Genomic DNA, 22,907 nt, shown 5'->3' on the forward strand with positions numbered 1-22,907 from the left:
GCAAACAAAACCATGATTCAAACAACCCAAACAAAACTTACCTTTGAAGAATATCTCACCTATGATGATGGTACAGATAACTGTTATGAATTAGAAGACGGAGAATTAATTTTAATGAACCCAGCAACAGGTCGCCATGCTCTGATTATTTATTTTTTGAATAATATATTTGTTGCTGAAATTAGTCGGCTTAGTTTACCCTGGGTAGCTTTGCAAACAGTCGGGATACGAACAGCTTTAAATCGTTCTAGGATTCCTGATTTATGCGTGATGACTCGCGATCAAATTTTAGAAAAGCTTGAGGTATCAGCCGTAATTGAAACCGCCGCATTATTAGCAGTAGAAATCGTTAGTCCAGAATCGAAAACAAGAGATTATCGCTATAAACGTTCCGAATATAGCGTGGTGGGAATTCCCGAATATTGGATTGTTGATCCGACCGAACAAAAAGTAACTATTCTTACCTTAGAGGAGGGATTTTATGAACAGGTATAATTTAGAGGAGATGATATAATTGTTTCTCATATCTTTCCAGAATTAGCGTTAACTGTTGAACAAGTTTTACAAGCTTAATTGAAAGCGATCGCCATTGAGATAAGCACTCACCGACAAATAAAACTATGACTGAAATCAAACTCGAAAAACTTCGTGTTAATACTAATAAACTTGTCACTAAGATCCAAAACTTGTGCGATCGCACAGGACAACCTGGAACTCTCAAAGAGTTTGAAGATTTTAGAGACGCACAAAATTTAGGACAACTTTTGTGGGAACATGGATTAAAAACAACTTATGTTAGTGACTTACTAAAAGAAACTAACTACCTCAAGAGGGAGAAACAATGGTCAAAAATTCAACCAAAGCTACCATCTTTGTTAAGAAAGCTCCAATCCTATGCTAGTGAGCATGAAGCAGTCAAAAATCTTAATAAAGTTTTAGATGCAGCTATTGGAAAAGTGCTAGATCCAAAAGATTTCGATACTTTAACTATCTTAATTGATACAATGGCTAATCTAACCAGAAAAATAGTAATAACTATCACAGATCCGGAAAAACAAAGAACACTAAAATCTTATCCGATTCGCAATTTAGTCAAAGACATGGAAGCCTTTGGGCAATTCTTGAAAGAAGGTGGTTTAAAAACTAATCAAATTCGTAAGTTTTTGGATGCTGTAAACAATATAAAAATTAAACTTAATTTAGAGATCAAGGATAAAGGAGAAAAGGATAAAGGAGAAGATGCAGCAATCTTGATTTCTGATTGTCCAAAAATTGATGCTGAGTTGGTGCTACTCAAGCAAAAAATTGCTTATGCGTCTGCCAGACAGAATGCTGTTAAACCTTTAAAAGAGGTTATGGATGCTGCTATAGATAAAGTTCAAGATTCAGAAGATTTTGAGCGCTTTTTCCAAATGGTTGAATCTATTATTGCCTATCACAAATACGCAGGAGGAGAGTAGTTATGTCAGGGACAATTTTACAGAAACGCTTGCTGGGTAAACTGTACATTAAAAGTACAATTGAGGTAAAAACAGGACTTCTCATTGGGGGTGGAGAAGGAAAACTAGATATTGGGGGAATTGATAAACTGGTTATTCGTGACCCTATTACCGAACACCCCTATATTCCTGGGTCTTCTCTCAAAGGTAAATTGCGATCTATTTTAGAGCGATTTTTGAATAAACCCGTTAACCGAGAGTCCAATGATACTTGGCGTTATGAAAGTGACGATTTGCTTAATGGTTATACACAAGCTAAAGGATTATTGATTTTCTATGAAGGTGCTGCTACTTGTGAACTTAGTCGCTTGTTTGGGTCAACAGGTAAAGACACTTGGGTGAAACGGACGGAGGCTGATGCTGATGGAATAACTCCATCTAACTCAGAAACTAAGAAAATCTTAAAGATAAATGATTACCAAGGTCGAGAGGATGAGAAAGGTGAAGAATATGTCAAAGTCAAGGGTAGAAATGCACCTGCTCGCTTGATTGTTCGTGATTCCCACTTACAAGAAAAATCAGAGCAAGAACTTAAAAAGATTAATACTGGTTTATTTATGACTGAACGGAAGTGGGAGAACGGACTAGACAGAATTACATCAGCAGCAACTCCCAGACAATTCGAGCGAGTACCCAAGGGTGCAAAATTTGAGATGGAAATCGTTTATAGCATTGAACCAAAAGAAGAAGCTAAGAATCCAACTTCAGCAAGTAATGGTCTCTCAGTTGAGGAGCAGCAGATAGTAATAAAAGATTTAGAGAATTTAGCAATCGCTCTTGCTATCTTAGAAGACGATGCGTTGGGTGGTAGTGGTTCGCGGGGTTACGGCAAAGTTGAATTTCAAGAATTCAAACTTTGCTATCACGATTATGCCAAGATTCGTGGAGGTGGTAAAGATTTTATCAAAGAATTAGCGAATCCAAACAATACGAGAGACTTTTTAAAGTTGTTTGAAAACAACGCTCAACAATTCCAGCAACAATTACTTGGAAGCAGCCGATAATAAGATTATGTGTTGGCAATTAGTTAGATTGAACTTTGGTCGAAACCTTGCCCACTTTGGTGAGTTAGGAATTGGCTTAGAATCTACAAGCGAAAGGGTACGTTCTGACACCCTTTTTAGTGCTTGGATGAGTGCTTATGCGAAATTATTTGGTAAGAATGAAGTCGGTCAAATACTTAATAAGTATGAACAAAATCCTCAATCAGCTTTTCGCATCAGTTCCACATTTATTTATCGTTACCAGGACGATGAATATACTGATTACCTGCCACGTCCTCTAGTATTTCCCAAGGGATATCCCCAAGACGATGACTGGAACATTAAAAAGGTTTACGAATCACTTAAATATTTGCCTTTAGAAGTCTGGCATCGCTGGTATCAAACTGAGGAAGGCATAACTAATGACCTTGATGAATTGACAGAAATAGCTGAAGCAAGGACTAAAGATGAAATTGATAAAAGAACAGAACTGTATAAAGCGGGAACTTTTGAATATAGTGAAAATTTTAAGATTGCTTTAGTTCCCAAAGTGGCAATAGATCGAATTACCAGAGCAACGAGTCTTTATCACACTGGTTTTGTTAAATTTAATTGGGAACCAGAAGCCCAATACCACACAGGATTATACTTCTTAGTTAACTTTCCAGGAGGTTTTGATGAGACTATTCGAGAAAATCTTACAATAGCTTTAGACCTTTTGGGAGAAGAGGGAATTGGCGGAGAGCGATCTAGCGGTGCGGGACGATTTAAGCCAGATTGGTCTGGTTTAGATGATATATGGCAAGAAATTTTGAACCCACTTAATTTAGAGAATCCGCATTACTGTTTAATTAGTTTATACTGGCAAGATCCTAACCGAGGTTTTTCTAATGGATTGCTTGGAGATGCAGCTAGGTATGAACTTTTGAGGCGAAGTGGTTGGATTTCTTCTCCATTCTCAGGTCGCCAACTGCGCCGAAAGTCTCTGTGGATGTTTGCAGAAAGTTCGGTTTTTCCTATTCCTCCTCTAGGAGAAGTAGCTGATATTACGCCCAATGATTTTAGAAGTAATCATTCCATTTATCGCAGTGGTATTTGTGTTAGTTTACCTATTAATCAACCGGAGTAACTACCATGAACGAATTTGATAAATATCCTCTTGATAAACTGGATAATTACAAAAAAAATAACTATGAATACAAACGTATTCAGCTAACAAGTCCTCTTCTGCATATCGGTGTAGGAGAAACAGGTACCTTGAATCTTTTTGAGTATATTCAAGAGAATGGTAATATCTATTTTCCCGATCAAACAGCTTTAGTTGAAGCTTTACACAATCCTGGAAATTTACAAAAACCTAAAGCTCTCCAGAAAGCTAGAAAACTGCAAGAAGCCAGGTCAGAATTCTTAAAACAGTTCGAGCAACTATCTCAAGATTACATCCGTGTAATTGAAACTCGACCAGCCGATCAGTTCAAGCAAATAGGTAAAATTTTATCTGAACTTAAAAAACTCTATGCTCAAGCTTTAGGAAAAAAATGGCTAGATAATGAGAATATAATTCCTGATACAGCTATTAGCGATAAGTGGGTAAATCGTTTAATAACTAGGGATATAGCACCGATGATTCGGAATGGATTTGGCGAAATTTATATTCCAGGTTCATCAATCAAAGGAGCAATTAGGACTGCTATAGCTTATTACTTATTGAAACACGAAGTACCTTCACAACGGAGTGAGATAGAACAAAAATTAGCAACTGATATGTCTTCTCTTCAAATAGGGAAGAAGAAAAAATATATGGATGATGAAAATTTAACAGAAGCTCAACTATCTTTGAATAGTTATTTATTTTCCAATTTTAAACTGAAACTACAATCTCACAAACAATCTTTTGGAACACCCAATACGGCAAACACTGACTTTATGAGAGCTATCAAAGTAAGTGATTCTGTACCCCTGTTAATTGACGATGAAGTTGAGGAAAACTTACCTGTGGTGGCGGAAGTATTAACCTCTAGTTTTCACGAAAATAACGGTCAGCGAATTGCTACACAAAAAGCTCTTAACTACTTGGAAATGATTTGGAATTTAAAAGCTGAGATATATATCTGTATTGATACAGCAATGCTTGATCAGTTTCAGCATGAACAAGGAATGCAGCTACCTTCTCAACTCAAAACAGTACAGGGAATTTTAGAAATATGTCAAGAATTCGTACAGGCTCAATGGGAACACGAACAAAAATACTGGAATAGTATTACAGATAGCCCGAACCTGAATTTCAGTTCTGTTCGTCAGTTTTATGCCAATTCTTGTCCTTACAATCTTAGACTAGGATGGGGAAGTGGAATGACAGGGACAACAATAGACTTACTTTTTCAAGAAGCAACTAGAGCAAAAATTCGTAACGCTTCTGGTCGGCTAACCAGTAGTTTTGAATCTCCTAAATCTCGGCGTACTGTATCAATACCAAATAAAAGAAATCCAATTAAACAACCTTTAGGATGGGTTAATCTTACAATTATTTAATTTCTATGCTTATTCGTTCTACTTGGACATTAACACTTTCAGAACCAGCAACTTTACCAAAAGCTTACGGCTTGGAATTGGTAAAAGATTTACACAGGCGAATGAACTTGCCGATGGGTGAAACTAAAATTACCTCCGTAACATTTTCAGGAATCTTAGGTTTATGCTCTGTTTCTAAAGAGTGTTTTACGTTTAGTTCAGACGAGTTTTACAAGTTATCCCTTTGTGGATTGCAAGAAAGATCAGCCAAGGCAATTTATACCCTTGATATTGATTCATATATTGAACTATTTGGTGCTAAGTTTAATATAGTCAACCGCGAAGATGAAGTTAGCAGCTATGAAAATCTCTATCAAACTCTAGTAGCAATGGAGCCAGAACCGATGAACCAATTTAAGTTAAGGTTTCTCACACCTACTACTTTTGCTCAACAACGCACTTATTTACCTTTACCTATACCATTTTTAATGTTTCGTAGTTGGCTAGAGCGATGGAATTATTTTGCACCTGTATATCTGGGTGGTGATGAGTTGTTAAGTTACCTAAGTGATGCGATCGCTCTCAAATCTCATAAAATTCAAAGTCAGTTATTTAATCTACCACATGGATATGTAAATGGTTTTATAGGAAATGTCAATTTACAAATCTTAAGAAATACTGAACCTTTACTTGCTAATGTAGCAAACCTTTTAATTTGCTATACTAAATTTTCAGGCACGGGAATGAAAACTCGATTAGGAATGGGGCAGACAGAATTGGTTTGGAGTAAATAGTAATTAGTTAGAGACTAAGAGGTACTTATGGGAGTTTATCATCTGATGGGTTTAGGTCTTTCACCGGGAGCAGTCACAGGCCCAATTTCTTATATGGCAGAACTTTACAACAACTGGGAAGATGAAGGTCAGTATTTCTTTAGTCGTTCTGGAGAAGAGGAACAAAGAGAACAGGGAGATAAAGTTGGTGATATTCAAGCTATAGTTCTTTTTGCCACACCAGAAGTTATTGAGGGAATAAAGAAAGATTTTTATGCTGAAAAGTATGTTAAAAATCATCCAGGACGTGAAAATACTACTAAACAAGAGAAAAACGAACCCATGAAAAAAGTTTTAGAGTCTCTCTTGAAAGAAGAGTGGTCTAAAATTAGTGGGGGTAGGAGGAGTGGTAATATTTTTTGGTGTGAAGTTGACCGACGAGATTTTAGAACAACTTTCAATCGGGTTGCACAAGTGGTAGCTTCTCTCGCTAAAGGAACTGGAGAACAAGGAAAGGAAATATGGATGAATTTAACAGGAGGCAATAATGTTATTAACTTTGCGTTAGAACTAGCTGCTAATTTATCAGGTGAGGTAGCTCGTCTTTACTATGTTCAAGCAGCTAATGAAAATGCTGAAAAATGCGTGCGATACACCAATAAGGATAGTTATTGGGTTGATTTGCCACCAATGCCTCTGACTATGAGCGATTTAACTCGTGCTGTTTTAGATATTTTGAGTCAACAAGAATTTCTACAATCTGAGGATATATATAAACAACTGTCTAGTCATAACGATTATTGGTATTTATGCCAAAATATTTCTAGTCAAGACTTTAAAGACAAATACTTAAAATCTTTATGGAAACAGGGTTTAATTTCAGTAAAAAATGAAATTTGTAAAGTCGGTTCTCAATGGGAGTTAATCCAAGAGTATGAAAAAGTGATGAAAGATGTACTTGAAAAGGCAGATCGAGAAAGGTTGACTATTGAAAAACTTGAAAACCAGGACAAGTGGCTTACAGTGCAGAAAATTAAATTGAATTAGTTGTTGGTTAATAGAGAAAAAAAACAATTTTTTAGGAATGGAATATGTGAACGAGTAACCCCTCCCTACCCAGGAGCGATCGCAAGGAGAAAACCAATCAAACGAGAGGAAATCGCATCTTTTAAACTTGCTCTCGTACCCACTGACGGACAGCCCGACGTAGCGCACGGCGACCTTGTAACCGATAGGATTCTATTAATTCAGGGAGTTGACGAATAGATAACATGGGAAATATTGAACTTTGTTCAACTTCATTATATTGCCCCGATTCTAGTTGATAAATCCACAGTTTTCCCCGTTCATAACACCAAATTTCAGGAACCCCCAAACGAGCATAAATGGGGAAGCGATTCAGCGATTTACTGGTAAGATAAATCTCTAGTGCTAAGTCAGGAGGTGGGTCTTGATTGAGGTCAAACTGTAATTTCCCACGCACTAAAGATTCATTTTGAAAATAGAAACAATTGTCAGGTTCTAAGCCTGCAAGTTCTACCTCCCTTCGCCAAGTTGTTGAGCCATAACTTTCATAGTCATAGTCTAAAACTTCAGCAATATCTTCAATTGCAATACTGATAGATTGTTTGAAATATTCGTGTTCTGGTAATGGAGTCAGAATTTCCAATGTTCCCGCATCATAAGCAATCCGACTTGAACGCCGCTCTCCTAAACACTCTAACAAGCTTTCAAACTGTTGCCAGGTAATATTATGTAGTAACACTCGATCTGCCCGTTGTTTCGTTTCCATCATCATTTATTAACTCTCGCTGACTCTATTCTAATTATGCTTAATATAGCTGAAGAATTTAAAAATTTAACAGAATTCTGTCCCCGTCAGTTTCAACAAGAAACAATTGCTAAAATTCTCAACGGTGAAAATGTGATTCTTCGCGCCCCAACGGGTTCGGGGAAAACAGAAACCGCCATCGCACCTTTTCTATTTTCTAAAACGTTTAACCTCGATTTTCCGAACAAATTAATTTATGTTGTTCCTTTACGAACCTTAGCGAACAGTTTGCGGTTGCGGGTGGAAAAGTTAGTTAATAATTGGTCAAAACAATATCCAGATACTCGTCCTTTAACCGTTACACTCCAAACTGGAGAAAACCCAGAAGATCCGAGATTTGAAGGGGATATTATATTCTGTACCATTGACCAAATGTTGAGTAGTTTTCTGAATATTCCCTTTTCAGTTGGGAGAGGTTCAGCCAATGTGAATGCGGGTTCTATTTTGCATCCTATTTAGTTTTTGATGAACTGCATTTACTCGACGCAGATCGCGCCTTTACTACAGCAATAAAGGTGCTACAAGAAGTTCAAGGAATTTCTCCTTTTTTGTTGATGACAGCGACGCTAACCGATGAACTAGCGACTCAAATTCAGCAGGAAATCAAAGCCACAAAAACTGAAATTGTTCTGGTTGAAAATAAAGATTTAGCACAAATTGAAAATCATCGCCGTCGAACTTTTAAAGCTGTTTCTGAACCCTTAACGGCGGATGTGATTTGCAATGATATTAAAAAACATAACCGTAAACGGGTAATTATTATTTGTAATACGGTATCTCAAGCCCAGGGACTGTTTAAGGATTTAGAAGATTTCAACGAAAATAATCAATTTCAAATTACACTATTGCATTCTCGTTTTTTAGCAAGCGATCGCGCATCGAAAGAACGACAGCTTCAAGATGTTTTTTCTCAAAATTGGGAGGATGATAGTTATTGTCATATTTTAATCTCAACTCAAGTGATTGAAGCGGGAATTAATATTACCTGTGAAGTCATGCACAGTCAACTTTCTCCGATGAATTCACTGTTGCAACGGGTGGGAAGATGTGCTAGATTTGCGGGTGAACAAGGGGAAGTTTATATTTATCAAACCATTCAAACTCAACTCGATGAAGATGAATGGGATGCTGAAGCTGTCGAAAATTCTACTGAACGGAAAAAATGGAAATATCCACCTTATCCTGATGAACTCTGCGAACAAACCTGGGAAGTTTTAATCAATCACACTTACTCTGAACAACAAGATAAAAACATAAATTTTAGAATCGAAGAAGATTGGATTAATCAAATTCACACAGCCGAAAATATTCAACAAGCTGAACGGCGACAAAATCAAAAAGATGAATTTGAACGCAGTTGGGAAGCCGCTATTTTTAGAGGTGATCATTCTGTTGCATCCGAACTGATTCGTTTTATTGATAGTCGCAGTGTATTTTTATCGAAAGAACAGCCTATTTTTGCAGGTGAAGATGCTGAAGAAAATACCGTTGATGTGAGTCAGTTAGAAGCCTTTTCAATTCCCATTGGAACGTTGTGCAAAGTGTTTAAAGAAACTCAAGAAGAAGCCTATCGTCTTTGGGGTTGTGCGTTTCATCGGGTAGAACCTCCCCAAAAAGGGAAAGAAGAAACCTACACTCAAGATTCACATTCTCCCATTGGTTCAATTTCGGTTTTGAGAACGAGCGCCAGAATTTTACTCAATTATAAATATGCTTATTATGATCGCAATATTGGTTTGGTGATCGGGAAATATATTGAATGCTTGGAGTTAGAACCCTCAGATAGTGAATTGAATCAATCTCAAAAAAAGCGACAAGTTTTGAAAAGTGAATATCGATATAAAATGGATACTTATGTGGGTCATTTGGGTTGTATGTGGACTTGTTGGCGAAAACCGTTTAAAACCGAAATATTGAAGAATGGAACATTAACAGAGGTTGAATTTTCGAGTGTTAGAAATGAACTTTTAAAACCTGGTGGAAAGTTTATTCAAAGTCGGATTTTTCCAAATGCTTCTACAGAACACAGTGAGGCTTTATTTGAAATCTTAGTTTTATTAGCAATTTTAACCCATGATTTAGGAAAACTTCAGCAAAAATGGCAAGACGTGATGAGAGGTTGGCAAACTCTCGCTTATCAGCAGTTTAAAGGTAAAAATCATAAACAGTTTTTAATCGCCCATACGGATTATGATCCGAGAATTCCTGAACAAAAAGCTGCTTTAAAAAGTTATGAAAAATATCAAAAACGACCTCCCCATGCGATAGAAAGTGCCTATTTATCTCAGGAGATTTTAGAGGGATGTTTAATTCCGATTTTAGAGGATTATTTTGAGGCGGATGAGGAACAAATGAAGAATATTTTCTGGGTGATTTTAATGGCTACGGGGCGTCATCATTCGGCTTGGACACAGGGTTGGAAAACGTCTAATTTAACTCGAAAAAACAGAATTGAACTTCATCCTCAAGCCAAAAATGCGATCGCAGAAAGTTGGCGTCAGTTGGGGCGGTTTCTCCCGAATACCCTACCCCTCAACCCCACGAACCTCAGTCAAACTTGTTATGACCTCAATGAACTAAAGTTGGATATATTTAGTAGCGATGAGACGGAATATCAACAACTATACACCCTTGTTGTCCGGGCGCTGCGCTTGTGTGATCAGCGATCGGTGCAGTAAATCAGGCTTGGAAGACCCTGTTTCCATAGGGATGTAGAATAGAGTCATCAATTCAACCGCAAGGATACAGCCAAAATTTCAAAAAACTGTAATAAGATAATAAAGTTGGTAAATTAATAATAAAGTTGGTAAATTAATAATAAAGTCGGTAAATTGATAACAAAGTCGGTAAATTGGCGTGCGCTGTGATAATCTTGGATAGTAAAAGTGTAACCAGCCGTTTATCATGGCTAGAAGTAAGCGAGAATGGACCCAAGCCAAGTATGAACGATATCTGGATGTTGGTCGTGGTCAAGGGGAAGGAAAAAACTATGTCCCCTGGATCAAGGTTCAAGACTTTCCTTCTGAGGGTCGTTCCCACAGAATTCCCGGGTGGAAAACAGGTCGAATACATCACTTACTCTCAGATCAGGAGAAGCGAACATTTTTTTTATTCGAGTGGTCTGACATTGTAATCGATATTAGAGAGCAATACCCACTGGCGAATCTGGATTTGGCATTGAAGATTGCCGATGAAATGAATTTTAAGTATCCAGAAGATTCCCAACATCACATTCCCTACATTCTAACCACAGACTTCATGATAACCATTGAACGGGATGGAAAACCCGTTCAAGTAGCGAGAACCGTTAAATCCACAAAGGATTTAGAGAAAAAACAGACAGTAGCAAAATTGGAGCTTGAAAGGCGATACTATGAGGCTTTAAATATTGACTGGGGAATAATCACCGAAAAAGGCATATCGAGAATTTTCGCAAGTAATGTGGAATGGATTCACCCGAATTATCATTTAGAACCAACTGGCAATGCGGATCTTGTAGAACTCCGTCGCATCGCAAATATATTAAAAGACCAACTGAGTCGCGCGGCAGCAGAAAATACTCCGATTACAAAGATAACCACCGATTTAGATCGGGAAATGAATTTAGATCCGGGAATTGCACTGTATTTGTTCAAACATTTGGTTGCCAGAAAAGAGATTATCGTAGATCTGTTTAATTCAACAATATCAAGCAATTTATCCACCACTGCTATTCTAAAAATTCTGGAAGATCGCTATGAAGAATGAAATTTTTGTCAACGATATTATACAATGGTCATCTGAACACACGCTCGACTCGCTAATTGAGCGGGTTGTTTGGATTGATGAAGGCTATATAATTGCCTTCGTTGTTGATATTTATGCAACCAAAGGATTTCCCCATAGTCGTTCCATCAACGATTTGAAAGAAGCCTTAAGACATCAAGAAGCATCCAAACTGGAGGTCGATCCTTGGGCAAGAGCGATTCAAGAAGACAGTTTATCTGCAAGGGAGAAAGAACTTCGAGACAATGCGTGGGAAATTATTTCATCATTAGTAGTCCAAGAACCCGATATATATTATCGGCATCATCGGGGCAAGCTCATCAAACAGGCGATCGCCCAATATCAACTTCATCATGGGGGTGATCAACTGGCTGAGAAAGTGGTTTATAAACATTTGCGGAGATTTTGGCAGGGAGGCAAAGTCAAAAACGCTTTATTACCAAATTATGCCAATTCGGGGGGAAAAGGAAAACGAAGATCATCGGGGGAGAAAAAAAGGGGAAGACCCAAAAAATATAAACATCATCCAGAAATTGGGGAAGGAATTAATATTACCGAGCAAGACCGAAAAATTTTTAGAATCGCCCTCAATAAATTTTATTTTAATAAACAGCAAAGTTCTCTAAAGACAGCATACAAGTTGATGATTAAAGACTATTATGCGGAAGAATATCAATATGACGAAAACAATGTTAAATCATCCATTTTAATTCCGCCAGAGACAATCCAACTTTCACTCAATTTCGCTACTGGTATGAAACTGAAAACAGCAATTTAGAGAAGACAATTACCACCCGACGAGGAGCTAAACGCTATGCCTTAGAAAATCGGGCAATCTTGGGAACATCTCAAGCCGAAACTACTGGTCCCGGATTTCGCTATCAGATTGATGCCACCGTTGCCGATGTTTATTTAGTGTCTAAATATCAGCGTGACTGGATTATTGGACGACCCGTCATTTATGTAATTATTGATGTATTTAGTCGCATGATAGTAGGGGTTTATATTGGATTAGAAGGCCCGTCCTGGTTGGGTGCGATGATGGCTTTAGCTAATTCCGTCACTGATAAAGTGGCTTTTTGTCAAGAATTCGGCATTACAATTACTGAAGAACAATGGCCTTGTCATCACATTCCAGAATGTATTTTAGGAGATCGAGGAGAATTAGCTGGAATGACTGTTGAAACTATGATTCCTAACTTACAGATTCGCATTGAAAATGCAGCCCCTTATAGAGCCGACTGGAAAGGTTTAGTTGAAAGACATTTTCGAGTTATTCATGATCGAGTTAAACCCTTTTTACCCGGCTTTATCGATAAAGATTTTAGGCAGAGAGGAGCAAGAGACTACCGTTTAGATAGTCGTCTAGATCTCGATCAATTTACAGAGGTAATTCTTGAAATTATCCTTTATCATAATAGCCATGAGTTAAAAACTTATAATCGCGATAAGGACATGATTGCCGACGATGTTGCTCCCATTCCTATAGAGTTATGGAAGTGGGGAATTATCAATCGTTCGGGTCGGTTGAGAACGATTAATGAAGATCTTATTAAATTGAATTTAATGCCCACAGGAAAAGCTATAATTACGGAAAGGGGTATTCGCTTTAAATCCATGCACTACACCTGCGAAAAAGCGATTAAGGAGATGTGGTTTGAAAAAGCCAGAAGTCAAATGTTATCACCCTCAGAAAAATCACTACAAATCTCTTATGATCCCAGACGAATGGATATTATTTATTTACCTTCTCCCGATGGTCGAGACTTTGAAAAATGCTATTTACAAGACCCCGATGAACGATATGCTAATAGAACAATCTATGATGTAGAGTATTTGTTGGCTTACGAAGAATTACAAAGAAAGAAACGGGAAGGACAACAACTACAAAATGAAGTTGATTTAATGGCAAAAATAGAGAGTATTACCCGCCGTGCTGAACAACAAACGGAGAAACACCAAGATAAAAGCCAGAGTAACTTACAGAAAACCTCCGGAATTCGAGAACACAGAGCGCAGGAAAAGGCACAACGGAGAGAAGTAGAGGCTTTTGAACTTGCCAAAGAGGAGAAGCCATCACCCTCTAAAGAAACGAGCGATACCACGCCAGAATCTAACCCGTCTAATTCTCCCAAATCATTTCAACCAAGCCATTTAGATTTACTCGCCCGAAAACGCAAGGAACGCCAAGGTGGAAAATAAAGACTTTACTAACAAATATAGTTATTACGAGTGGATAGATATTCCGAATGGCACGCGAGCCTCTATCGCTAAATATCGTCGGTTTAAACAGGTGGAATACAATAACAATCCGATGATTGAAACGCTACCACCGATTTTATCTCAGGAGGAATTTATAGATTTAGCGGCAAAATACCCCATTTACGATTCCGAGGAAAGAAAATTAGAAGCGCAAGACCGTTTTCACTGTATTGAGCGATTATCAAGGTATTTTGATCCCCTTTCTAAAACCGTTGATTTACATCAAACCATCAATGTTTTATTAATGAGTGGTTATATCTCTAGAAATCCCTTGCAACCCGAATATGTTCGACGTTCGCGGGAAATTTATGGGTCAATTCAAGCTAAAGACGGTCACAATTTAGAAAATTATGTTACCGTAACAACTGCTCCCACTACTGCCTCCGGTTTAACGATTATTGGAGAGTCTGGATTGGGAAAGTCAACCAATTTAGCAAATATTCTTGATTTATATCCTCAAGTCATTATTCATTCTCAATATAGTGTTACTCAAGTTGTTTGGCTCAAAGTAGATTGTCCCCACGCAGGTTCGCTCAAAGGCTTATGTACGGATATTTTTCTCGGTATAGATAGACTTCTTGGCACAAATTACTTCAAAAAATTCGGTTCTCGGGGCAATTCTGAGGATTATATGTTAGCTCAAGTGGCACAGATAGCCCATACCCATCATTTGGGTTTATTGGTCATTGATGAGATGCAAAATCTGGCAAATTCAAGGAGGGGACGGGATGATCTTCTCAATTTTTTAGTAAAAATGGACAATATTATTGGAATTCCCGTCATTAGAGTGGGAACGAATGAAGCCGAACCAATTTTAACAGGTAATTTCCGGAATGCAAGGCGAGGAACAGGCGAAGGTGCAGTTCGCTGGAAACGGATGGAAAATGACGAAAATTGGCAATTTTTTGTGGAAGGAATGTGGGAATATCAGTGGACAAAAACAGAGATTCCCTACACCGAAGAAATCGGCGATGCACTATATGAGGAAACACAGGGAATCATTGATATTCTGATTAAACTCTACAAAATGGTGCAATGGCGAGCGATTTCTTCGGGTGGAGATGAAGTTATTACAGTTGATTTAATTCATCAAGTGGCGGCAGAAGGGTTATACTTAGTCAAACCGATGCTAGATGCAATCCGCTCAGGAAATATTAACCAGATGAAGAAGTACAGAGATATTGCTCCTGTTGATATTTCTGACTACAGAGGAAAATGCTTGAATGACGTTAATTTTGACGATTTGGCTGAAATGCGACGCATTAAACGTAATCAAAAACGTTCAGGTGCAATGTCGCCCCTTCTAAAAGAAGTGATTGCCCAATTGCTAGACTTGGAGGTGGAACCGACTCAAGCGAAGATGTTGGCGGAGCGTGTCGTCAATGAAAATCCACAGGAAATGAATATTAATGAGCTTGTACGTCAAGCTTATAAAATCGAATTAAAAGGTGAGCAATTTAAAGATAATGTCTCTAGAATAGTTAAGTCAAAAGGTAAACTCAACCCGAATTATAAGGAAAAAGATATGAGAAAAATTCTTGAAGATGCCAAACAAAATGAAATCCCCGTTTATCCAGGTTTGGTTGCAGCCAATATTGTTAAGGATAATCCCGAACAAGATTTCTGTATAGTCAAGTGAGTTCATGCTGCATTTTTTCCCAATGCCCTATCCAGATGAACTTTTTTATAGCGTGATCTGTCGCTATCATGTCCGAATTGGAAATCGGAATTTTAGACAGACACAGCTTGATTTGTTCCAAACAGCAGGAACGAAGCAGTATTATTTAGGATTACCCAATAATTTGGCAACTTTGGTTAATCAGTTCCCGTTTGGGTCTAGTTTAACAACCAATCAGATCTTGGAAAAATATACGCTTTTCCCTTACTATCGAGCTTTTTTGACGAACCGTGAAGTAAGGCGATTACAACAATTGATGGAGGGCAAGGAAAGTAAATCCGTTGCCCAAGTCGCCAGAATCCCTAAATTAACGCTTTATTATTCCGATTACTTACAATTTTGTCCCCAATGTCTAGAAGATGATTTACAACAGTATGGGGAGACGTACTGGCATCGATCTCATCAAGTTTCGGGAGTGAAGGTTTGTTTGAGCCATCGGTTGGGATTGCAAAATAGTAACGTATTAGCTAAGGAAATGGGGAAGGAGTTTGTTGCAGCAGATGAGAAAAATTGTGTGGGGGATGGGACGAGTTATAGTGAAGATATTTTGCAAGGATTATGGGCGTTTGGTCAGGTCATTGAGGAAAAGATGAAAGACCAAGGAAATTTTAAAGGGTTAAAACAGTTGAGAGATTGGTATCAGCAAAGACTCACTAACAGAGGATGGTTGGAGGAGGAAAAGTTAGCTGAGGCAATGTTAAATTGTTATGGTGAAGGACTGCTAAGGACAATTCATCCTGAGATGATGGACAATTTGGGCGAGTATGTACTTGGATGTTTGTTGGGATGTGATTGGTTACAGGAAGTTGATCGGGTTGCTCATTGGTTGGTTTTAGCAATGATAGAGATTGAGAAATACTCTTGATGATGGGTTTGAAAGGTGTATAGATTACATTGAAGCTTGTAAGTAAGGTGTATCTGAATAGCTTTGTGGACAAAGTGGGAAGCGATCGCCATCAACTGCGTTTATTATCGAAGTGTACCAACTGTGGAACCCCCTTTTCAATTCCTGCTCAATGGATACAAGGAGAGTGTCCCCACTGTTTCTTGCCATTCACAACAATGGTAAAATGTCAAAAGTACCTCTAAATACGGCTATGGACTCGACTACCGAAACGTTAGAAAACCCATATTCTCAGTTTCAAGCTGCCTGTTCCAAGATTTACATCGAATTGGTTGACATGGAGTTGACAGTCCAAGCAATGGTATCACGGTCAGAGTCCAGCGCACCTGAGTATGAAGTGATCGCACCGTCTGAGGTGTCCCAAGAAGCTCAAGAAGGGCTAAAACTTTACTACGATAACGGTGGCCGCAAGACCTGGGTTTTATCGGAAGCCTTGGCGAATGGTCAACCGATTACGAGTCAGCAAATTGACGAGATGGTATCATTTTTTAATGATGCGATCGCCAAAAGAAATCAACCCGAATGGAACGATGTGAATGCTCCTTTTCAACCTTTGATTTGTTGGAAGCTGATGGGAGGCGATTTTGGTAATCTTTGGTCAAGAACAACGAAGGAGTTGTATGTAAGTATCAAAAAGCAGTTAAGTCAGCAATAGTTTTATCTGAAAAAAAGCAGCAGGGAGTCGTTATAAAAACTTTTGATTTCGGAAAATTATTAAGCATCTAAATTAGATGAACTTGGAAAAGTAAAGCTGCAAAAAGGGACGGGCTTAAAGTTTCATTGAACGCCCGACACCGGACACCGGACACCCAAAGATTTCCCATCCCCTTTTCGATTTAGCAACAGTTTCTCCTAAAATTAATCCGGCTATTGAATCAGGGTCTTTAATGATTCAACCAACTCCTCTCCTCGCTTAAGATCGGCCGCTTTTAGCTCTACAACTTGCCAAGGAGAAGAACTGCGCCGCAAACTGTCTCGAATATGGCGATCGCGTCTCAAAGCCGCTCCCCGGTGAAACGCCGCACCATCGATATAAATCGCCAACTTCTTCTCGGATACCGCAAAATCGGCGATTGAAATCGGCTGTTCCCCCATATTGGGGGCGACTGGAACCTGCTTTTGAGGAAAAAACCCGTACCGCTCAAATAATCGAAGAAACTTTAATTCTAAAGGAGAATTCACCCCCTCCGCGTAAGCATCCAACCAGGGCTTAACAGCATCCAAATCGCCCAATTTAAGGGGCTGTTCTTCGGGAATATTCTTCTGTAAAGCTTCCAAAACCGGCGCAATTAGAGTCCAGTTTAATAAATCGTGGTAACGCTGATTTTGATAAGTTTTTAAACAGCGATAACAAGCCGTTTGACAATCGGGATGATCCAAATGTTCCAGGGCGCGGGCGGCGACTCGATGCCATTCTGTGGCAATTCGGCGCAGATAACCGCTTCCCCCCAAACTCGGGTCAATAAACGTCAGAGTTGCCACACGGTAGCGCCGGCCATCCTCCTCAACCGTCCACGACCCTTCAAACTCAAAAACAACCTCCGAATCATCCAACATATAACAGTGCTGCATCCCCGCCTTCAAAGCATATCCCAACGATAAACCCCAAGCTAGCAGCTTCTCATCGCTCGTCTCGCGAGGCACCGAAACGATCAACCGCAAAACCTCGGCTTTTTCGGCTGTCACCAACGCGATCGGGCGGGGCGGAGTTCCCCGTTGGGGACACTGTTGGGCGTGACCATAAATATCTCGTTCTCCCTCGGAGGCGCTGCGAGTTCTCCGACGTCCTCCCGAACGAGTTGCTTTAGTTTCGGGAATATTGAGCAACTTTCCGCAAGAACCACAAAGCAAATACCCCTTAGCTTGGCTGTGCAGTGGAGAAATTTCGGCTTCCAGTTCTTTCTCCGAAGGGGGAAACCCTTCATTCAACCATCGCACTTCTTCCTCTCGACTCAGGCGCAACATCCAGCCGTCTCCAACCCGCCAACGACCGATCACCTGTCCGTTCCATTGGGGATAAACCTGAATTAAATTGCGGGCCGCATAACGTTCTTCTTCATCAAGGATCGGACTTTCATCAGCCCGTGCCAAAAATCCGGCAAACTCCGCCGCCGGTAGGCTTTGTTTTGGTCGATCGCAACGGCATCGGGGACAAAAAGGTTCATCGGCAGCGTGGCGCAACCCACAAGTCCGACACACTCCGTACAGCCAACCCGGTTGATCGGGTTGGGGATTCCAGGGAGAAGACCGATCCAGTCCAATCACTTTCCAGCGACGGGTGCGAGCATAAACTTGAGCGTCGGGGCGAAACTGATTAATCCCTACCCGACGAGCCGTAGTAATGGGGTCGGCTTCGTGTTTGTCTTCCAGCAACCGCAACGCCGCAGGTTGAGTCGGAAATTCGTATCCGGGAAGAATACCAAACTCGGCAAACCGTCGCAACGGATATCCCCCCGAACGATCGTCGGCTTCCGTCGCCTTTTGATTGCGATCGCCCGGGAGTCCCAAAATCTGAGCAATTAATTTCTCAGAATGGATCGCCGCCCCCCTTCCCTGAAGATTTTGATGATAAACATCAAGTGCCTGTCGCAGTTCGATCACCTGTCGGGCGGTACGATTAATCACATCTTGAATGCGGTCGGGCAATTTCTCTAACGACGCCCGCAACTGAGACTCGTCCAACTCCGCTTTTGCTAAGATCCCATCCTGCCAAGCTTCCTTCGCCAAAGCGATCGCCGCCTCGAACTGCACCCTCACCCCGGCAATTAAAGCATCAACGTCTTCCTGTTTAATTTCGCCCTGGGGAGAAACATAATCGAGCATTTTTCCCGCCAGTCCGGGTTCAGCCGCCCCAAATGCGATCGCGTGCAGATGGCGAAAAATCACATCCCGATTTCCCAAAGCCAACGCCGGGGCGGGAACTTCCCCAGAAATCATCTCTGCGGGTTTGTCATAAAAATACTGGTCGTGGGGGGTGCTGCGAGCGTAACTGATCACCAATCCCACCCGGGTCCGGCGTCCGGCCCGTCCTCCCCGTTGAGCGTAGTTATCCGGGCGGGGGGGAACGTTTCGCAAGATAACCGCATCCAACCCCCCCACATCAATACCCATTTCCAAAGTGGGCGAACAAGCCAACAAATTCACCGTAGACTGGCTCAAATCCCCCTTAAACAATTCCTCAATAATCACCCGTTCATCGTTGGGAACTTGGGCGGTATGTTCCCTGGCATTGAGCGAAATAATATCACTAGCCTGAATCCGTTTAACCGTGCGGTTTTGATTGACCTCGGCATCGCTCCACTCGACCAAAGAACCGTGACACTGACAGCAGGGAAAATTTACCGAAAATCCGGCGGCGGGAGTTCCACAAACCTGACAGCGTAACCGTTGGGAAGAGGTTAAAAGCTCGAATAAAATTTCATCGGCATTCACCTGCAACAGTTGTCGGCTTTCCCGATAACCATAAACATCTGCCGCGACCAAATAGGCGCCGGCCCGCAAAAATTCCAACAATTCGATCATGTGGCTCATTTCCACCTTTGGCGAGCCGTTAAACCGTTCGACCAAATATTTTAAAATCCGCTCCAAACTCGGCCCCCGACCGCCGGATTTTGGTTTTCGCCAACAGTTCAAATGTTTGATCCCATAGGGAATTTCTGCCGCATCAATATACCCTACTGGTTCGCCCGTCGCCGACAGCGCAAACCCTTGAGGCGATCGAACTCGCCGCTCCCAATTTGCCTTTTTTAAATATTCGGGAATGCGAACACTGTCGGGATGATAGCGCAGCAGTTCGCGGGAAACGCAGCCCCGAATTCGGATTTCATTCAAAATGCAGGTGCAGAGATAATAAAGCTGGTTTAATTCGACGCCCAAACTTTGCGCCAAACTTGCCCCCTGTTCTCGAACATAATCCTCCAATTCGTGGTAGGCAACCCTCACCAACCCCAAATTAATCAGCGTTCCTCGGTAGCCGGCATTGATCGCAATTTCATCCAATAACGGCGCTTCTTCCCAGGCTTGAATTTTTTGGCGGTCTTCGGAGGAAATGCGGCGCTGGTTATGTTCCGGTAGATTGGGATTATCCCGAACTTGCAGGGCGCGATCGCTCAACAACTCCACGGCCCTCTGTAATTTTAACGTTCCCTCCTCTTTGAGCAACTCGATCAGTCGCCGTCTCATCCGGTCATAACGGCTGGCAAAATGAATAAAACGGGCTTGATGGGCCGCATCCTGACGGCTATCGCTAAACACCAACAGCCTCTCTTTCCCCGCCTGTCCGGGCTGTGTGGAGCGAACCGCCGCCAACGACTCCATCAACCCTTCGCTCAACACTTTCACCGCCGCCGAGGTTCCCAACGCCACCGGAGTAACAACGTTGCGACTTCCCGCCGTTCCCCCGCAACACAAACAGCGAGTCCGGGCGGGGGCCAGGGTAATTTTCACCGGATAGAGGTTTTCTTCAAAACTGAACGCCAAGCTTTTGGGATCGAAGGAACCCGAACAAACCGGACGCCGACGCATTTGTTCGGTTTGTTTTCCGGTTTTTGAGGATTTACGCTTGCGGGTTTTGGGGGGGCTATTTTCTTCAACGGAGGGGCTATCTTCTTCCTCTTCAACCCCGATCAAGCTCTCAAACCGACTCGCTTCGTACAGCATCCACTCGTGTTCTTCTGAAGGCTCTCCACTGGGGCGCAGGGGTTCGGCTCCCGGATCGACGGGGGATTTTCCCACAAACCGCAGATAGTGCGCCCCGCAGTTGCGACACAGGTACAGCGGCGCCGTAGAATAGCCGCAGCGACAGCGTTCTTCTCCCATCGGGTAGAGTTTCCCGCAGTTGGGGTTGATACAGCGATAAAAATGCCATCCGCCCCGAATGAAGCGATGCGCCCGTATTCTCAACGCTCCCGGTGTTCCTTCCGGTAAGGCGGCACCGGCGAGTAGGGCGGTTTCGATCTCTTTTTGCAGCGACTCGGGGGAACAGTTTTGGCGGGGTTTGACTTCGGTTTTGACTTTCTCTACAATTTGAGTCAGAGACATCGGAGAACGAATTAACCAACGGTTTAAATCCCACAGCAATCGAGTCCGTTGAACCGCTTCATCGAGGGGAGTTGTTAAGGGTTGTTCCGATAGCTGACAAATGGCACGGGTGACGGCTTCGGAGTTTTGGATGTCGAGATCGGCGCTCGCGACGGGTTGGGATGAATAAACCGCCTCGGAAGGGGTGACAATTTCTTCTAATTCTTCCCCGATCACCCGAATATTTTCGGAAGGAGCGCCGGATATTTTCGCAAAAAATTCCTGTACCGCCCTGTCTCGCTGTTGGAGAGACGTGAGGGTTTCTTCATCTGAATTGCCATTTTTTTCCGCTACACTTTTAATGGTTGCCGAAGTTCCCACCGGAATTAATACTGGATAGCGACGCGCCCGAAAGTTATCGAGTCCCTGCCGATTTTCCAGATAATAATCCTGTGTGGCTCGTTTTAAATGGGCTTGCAAACGCCGCACCAACAGCGCGATATTGCTCCCCAAGCTTCCCCGATAGCTGTGAACTTCATCCAACACCAAAAACCGACAGCGATGATTGGCAAATATCCGTTCTCGATCCGCCGGACGAACCAACAAATACTCTAACATCATGTAGTTCGTCAACAAAATTTGAGGGGGATTTTCTCGCAGTTGATACCGTTCTTCTTGGGTAGTTCCCCGATCATATTTTGCCACGGAAACCGCACCCGCCCAACCGGAATCCTGTAAATAAGTGTTAATTCGCAACAGTTGATCGTTTGAGAGGGCGTTCATCGGATAAACTAAAATTGCAGTTAATCCCGATTTTTTAAAAGCGACACTATCTTCGATCGCATTCTGAATAACGGGAAGTAAAAACGTCTCAGTTTTTCCGCTTCCGGTTCCGGTTGTCACCACCAACGGCGAAGCATTTTCTCCCAACAAATGGGCGATCGCATCCGACTGATGCAAATAGGCTAACTGGCTGTTAGAACGCTTTTCCATCACCTCGGCGAGTCGGAGATCAATCGGTAAATTTCGCCAAGGTTCGCCGGGTTTAAACGGACGATGAACCTGATAAAATGGTTCTTGGGATAAAAATAAAGGTCGATCAATTGCATCCTCTAGGGACTGTTTTAAATCCGGATCTTTCGCCCGAAATTCCGTCAATAAATAATCCCGATATTCAGCAATAACATGATCTAAAATTTTAATCGGATGAAGGGGGGTTTCGGGTGTCGGGTGTTGGGTTTCGGGTGTCGGGTGTTGGGTGTCGGGTGTTGGGTTTTGGGTGTTGGGAGAAACGGAGTTTTGTTCAACTCGCTGCTGTACAAACTGAACCAACTGCTGAGAAAATTGAGCGCTGAGAGTATCTATATTAATAATCTCTGCAAACTCAACAAATTGCCAATTTTGGGGAATTTTAGCAAACAATAAATTCAGCGTTTCCGTTGCAACTTCATCCACGTCTGCACAGTCAAGAGTTGCCATTTTTTGAGCCAAAAATGTACTCGCTGCAACAATCGCATCTTCACCTTTATCGAGAATTTCCTGAAGTTTTAGAACCAGCATAATTTGACCTCTTAAACTCTATGAGATGAAAAAATTAAATAGTTGAATCCCCTACCGCTTTGAAAGGGGGGAATAAAGAATAACACGGTTGAAAGTCCCCCTTTTGAAGGGGGATTTAGGGG

General features: G+C 41.4%; 17 protein-coding genes. 15 read left to right on the forward strand and 2 right to left on the reverse strand.

Going from position 1 to position 22,907, the window contains the following annotated elements; genetic code table 11:
- The first annotated feature begins 12 nt into the window (after positions 1-12).
- The 7 genes from WN50_RS29980 (at position 13) to WN50_RS30010 (ending at position 6,813) form a co-directional block, all read left to right on the forward strand.
- Complete coding sequence (locus WN50_RS29980) at positions 13-495, forward strand: Uma2 family endonuclease (protein ID WP_342586795.1); 483 nt, start codon at positions 13-15, stop codon at positions 493-495.
- A 125-nt stretch (positions 496-620) separates the two neighbouring features.
- Complete coding sequence (gene csm2 / locus WN50_RS36745; RefSeq protein WP_235441187.1) at positions 621-1,460, forward strand: type III-A CRISPR-associated protein Csm2; 840 nt, start codon at positions 621-623, stop codon at positions 1,458-1,460.
- Positions 1,461-1,462: 2 nt separating this feature from the next.
- The gene (csm3, locus tag WN50_RS29990) at positions 1,463-2,503 is read left to right on the forward strand and encodes a type III-A CRISPR-associated RAMP protein Csm3 (RefSeq protein ID WP_046278794.1); all 1,041 of its coding nucleotides are present in this window, start codon (positions 1,463-1,465) and stop codon (positions 2,501-2,503) included.
- On the forward strand, positions 2,487-3,611 hold the full coding sequence (csm4, locus tag WN50_RS29995) for a type III-A CRISPR-associated RAMP protein Csm4 (protein ID WP_235441188.1): 1,125 nt from the start codon (positions 2,487-2,489) through the stop codon (positions 3,609-3,611). The genes csm3 and csm4 overlap by 17 nt, the downstream gene beginning before the upstream one ends.
- A gap of 5 nt (positions 3,612-3,616) precedes the next feature.
- On the forward strand, positions 3,617-5,014 hold the full coding sequence (gene csm5, locus WN50_RS30000) for a type III-A CRISPR-associated RAMP protein Csm5 (protein ID WP_046278793.1): 1,398 nt from the start codon (positions 3,617-3,619) through the stop codon (positions 5,012-5,014).
- Between the two features lie 5 nt (positions 5,015-5,019).
- The gene (gene cas6 / locus WN50_RS30005; protein WP_046278792.1) at positions 5,020-5,787 is read left to right on the forward strand and encodes a CRISPR system precrRNA processing endoribonuclease RAMP protein Cas6; all 768 of its coding nucleotides are present in this window, start codon (positions 5,020-5,022) and stop codon (positions 5,785-5,787) included.
- A gap of 27 nt (positions 5,788-5,814) precedes the next feature.
- Positions 5,815-6,813: a DUF6293 family protein gene (locus tag WN50_RS30010; RefSeq protein ID WP_046278791.1), complete on the forward strand. Its 999-nt coding sequence runs from the start codon at positions 5,815-5,817 to the stop codon at positions 6,811-6,813.
- A gap of 121 nt (positions 6,814-6,934) precedes the next feature.
- Here WN50_RS30010 and WN50_RS30015 read toward each other — a convergent pair whose 3' ends face one another.
- Entirely contained in the window at positions 6,935-7,564 is a 630-nt protein-coding gene (locus WN50_RS30015; protein ID WP_235441189.1) for a Uma2 family endonuclease, read from the reverse strand.
- 30 nt (positions 7,565-7,594) lie between these two features.
- Between WN50_RS30015 and WN50_RS30020 the strand changes: the two genes are divergently transcribed.
- The 8 genes from WN50_RS30020 (at position 7,595) to WN50_RS30050 (ending at position 16,861) form a co-directional block, all read left to right on the forward strand.
- Complete coding sequence (locus WN50_RS30020; RefSeq protein WP_082172610.1) at positions 7,595-8,056, forward strand: DEAD/DEAH box helicase family protein; 462 nt, start codon at positions 7,595-7,597, stop codon at positions 8,054-8,056.
- Positions 8,057-8,067: 11 nt separating this feature from the next.
- Positions 8,068-10,275 carry a CRISPR-associated helicase Cas3' gene (gene cas3 / locus WN50_RS30025; protein ID WP_072075665.1) on the forward strand — a complete coding sequence of 736 codons (2,208 nt, stop codon included), beginning with the start codon at positions 8,068-8,070 and terminating at the stop codon, positions 10,273-10,275.
- Positions 10,276-10,501: 226 nt separating this feature from the next.
- Positions 10,502-11,344: a heteromeric transposase endonuclease subunit TnsA gene (locus WN50_RS30030; RefSeq protein WP_046278790.1), complete on the forward strand. Its 843-nt coding sequence runs from the start codon at positions 10,502-10,504 to the stop codon at positions 11,342-11,344.
- On the forward strand, positions 11,334-12,140 hold the full coding sequence (locus tag WN50_RS35585) for a hypothetical protein (RefSeq protein ID WP_200906386.1): 807 nt from the start codon (positions 11,334-11,336) through the stop codon (positions 12,138-12,140). The genes WN50_RS30030 and WN50_RS35585 overlap by 11 nt, the downstream gene beginning before the upstream one ends.
- 59 nt (positions 12,141-12,199) lie before the next feature.
- Positions 12,200-13,564, forward strand: a complete 1,365-nt coding sequence (locus tag WN50_RS35590; protein WP_200906387.1) for a Mu transposase C-terminal domain-containing protein — start codon at positions 12,200-12,202, stop codon at positions 13,562-13,564.
- Positions 13,554-15,263, forward strand: a complete 1,710-nt coding sequence (locus WN50_RS30040) for an ATP-binding protein (protein WP_046278789.1) — start codon at positions 13,554-13,556, stop codon at positions 15,261-15,263. Before WN50_RS35590 ends, WN50_RS30040 begins: the two co-directional genes overlap by 11 nt.
- Before the next feature lie 4 nt (positions 15,264-15,267).
- Positions 15,268-16,167 carry a TniQ family protein gene (locus WN50_RS30045; RefSeq protein ID WP_046278788.1) on the forward strand — a complete coding sequence of 300 codons (900 nt, stop codon included), beginning with the start codon at positions 15,268-15,270 and terminating at the stop codon, positions 16,165-16,167.
- Between the two features lie 232 nt (positions 16,168-16,399).
- A complete protein-coding gene (locus WN50_RS30050; RefSeq protein ID WP_046278787.1) occupies positions 16,400-16,861 on the forward strand; it encodes a hypothetical protein in 462 nt (153 codons plus the stop codon).
- Between the two features lie 212 nt (positions 16,862-17,073).
- Here the strand turns inward: WN50_RS30050 and WN50_RS30055 are convergent, their stop codons facing one another.
- Positions 17,074-22,785, reverse strand: coding sequence for a DEAD/DEAH box helicase (locus WN50_RS30055; RefSeq protein ID WP_046278786.1), 5,712 nt, complete (start codon positions 22,783-22,785; stop codon positions 17,074-17,076).
- Between the last annotated feature and the right edge of the window lie 122 nt (positions 22,786-22,907).

Source organism: Limnoraphis robusta CS-951 (assembly GCF_000972705.2).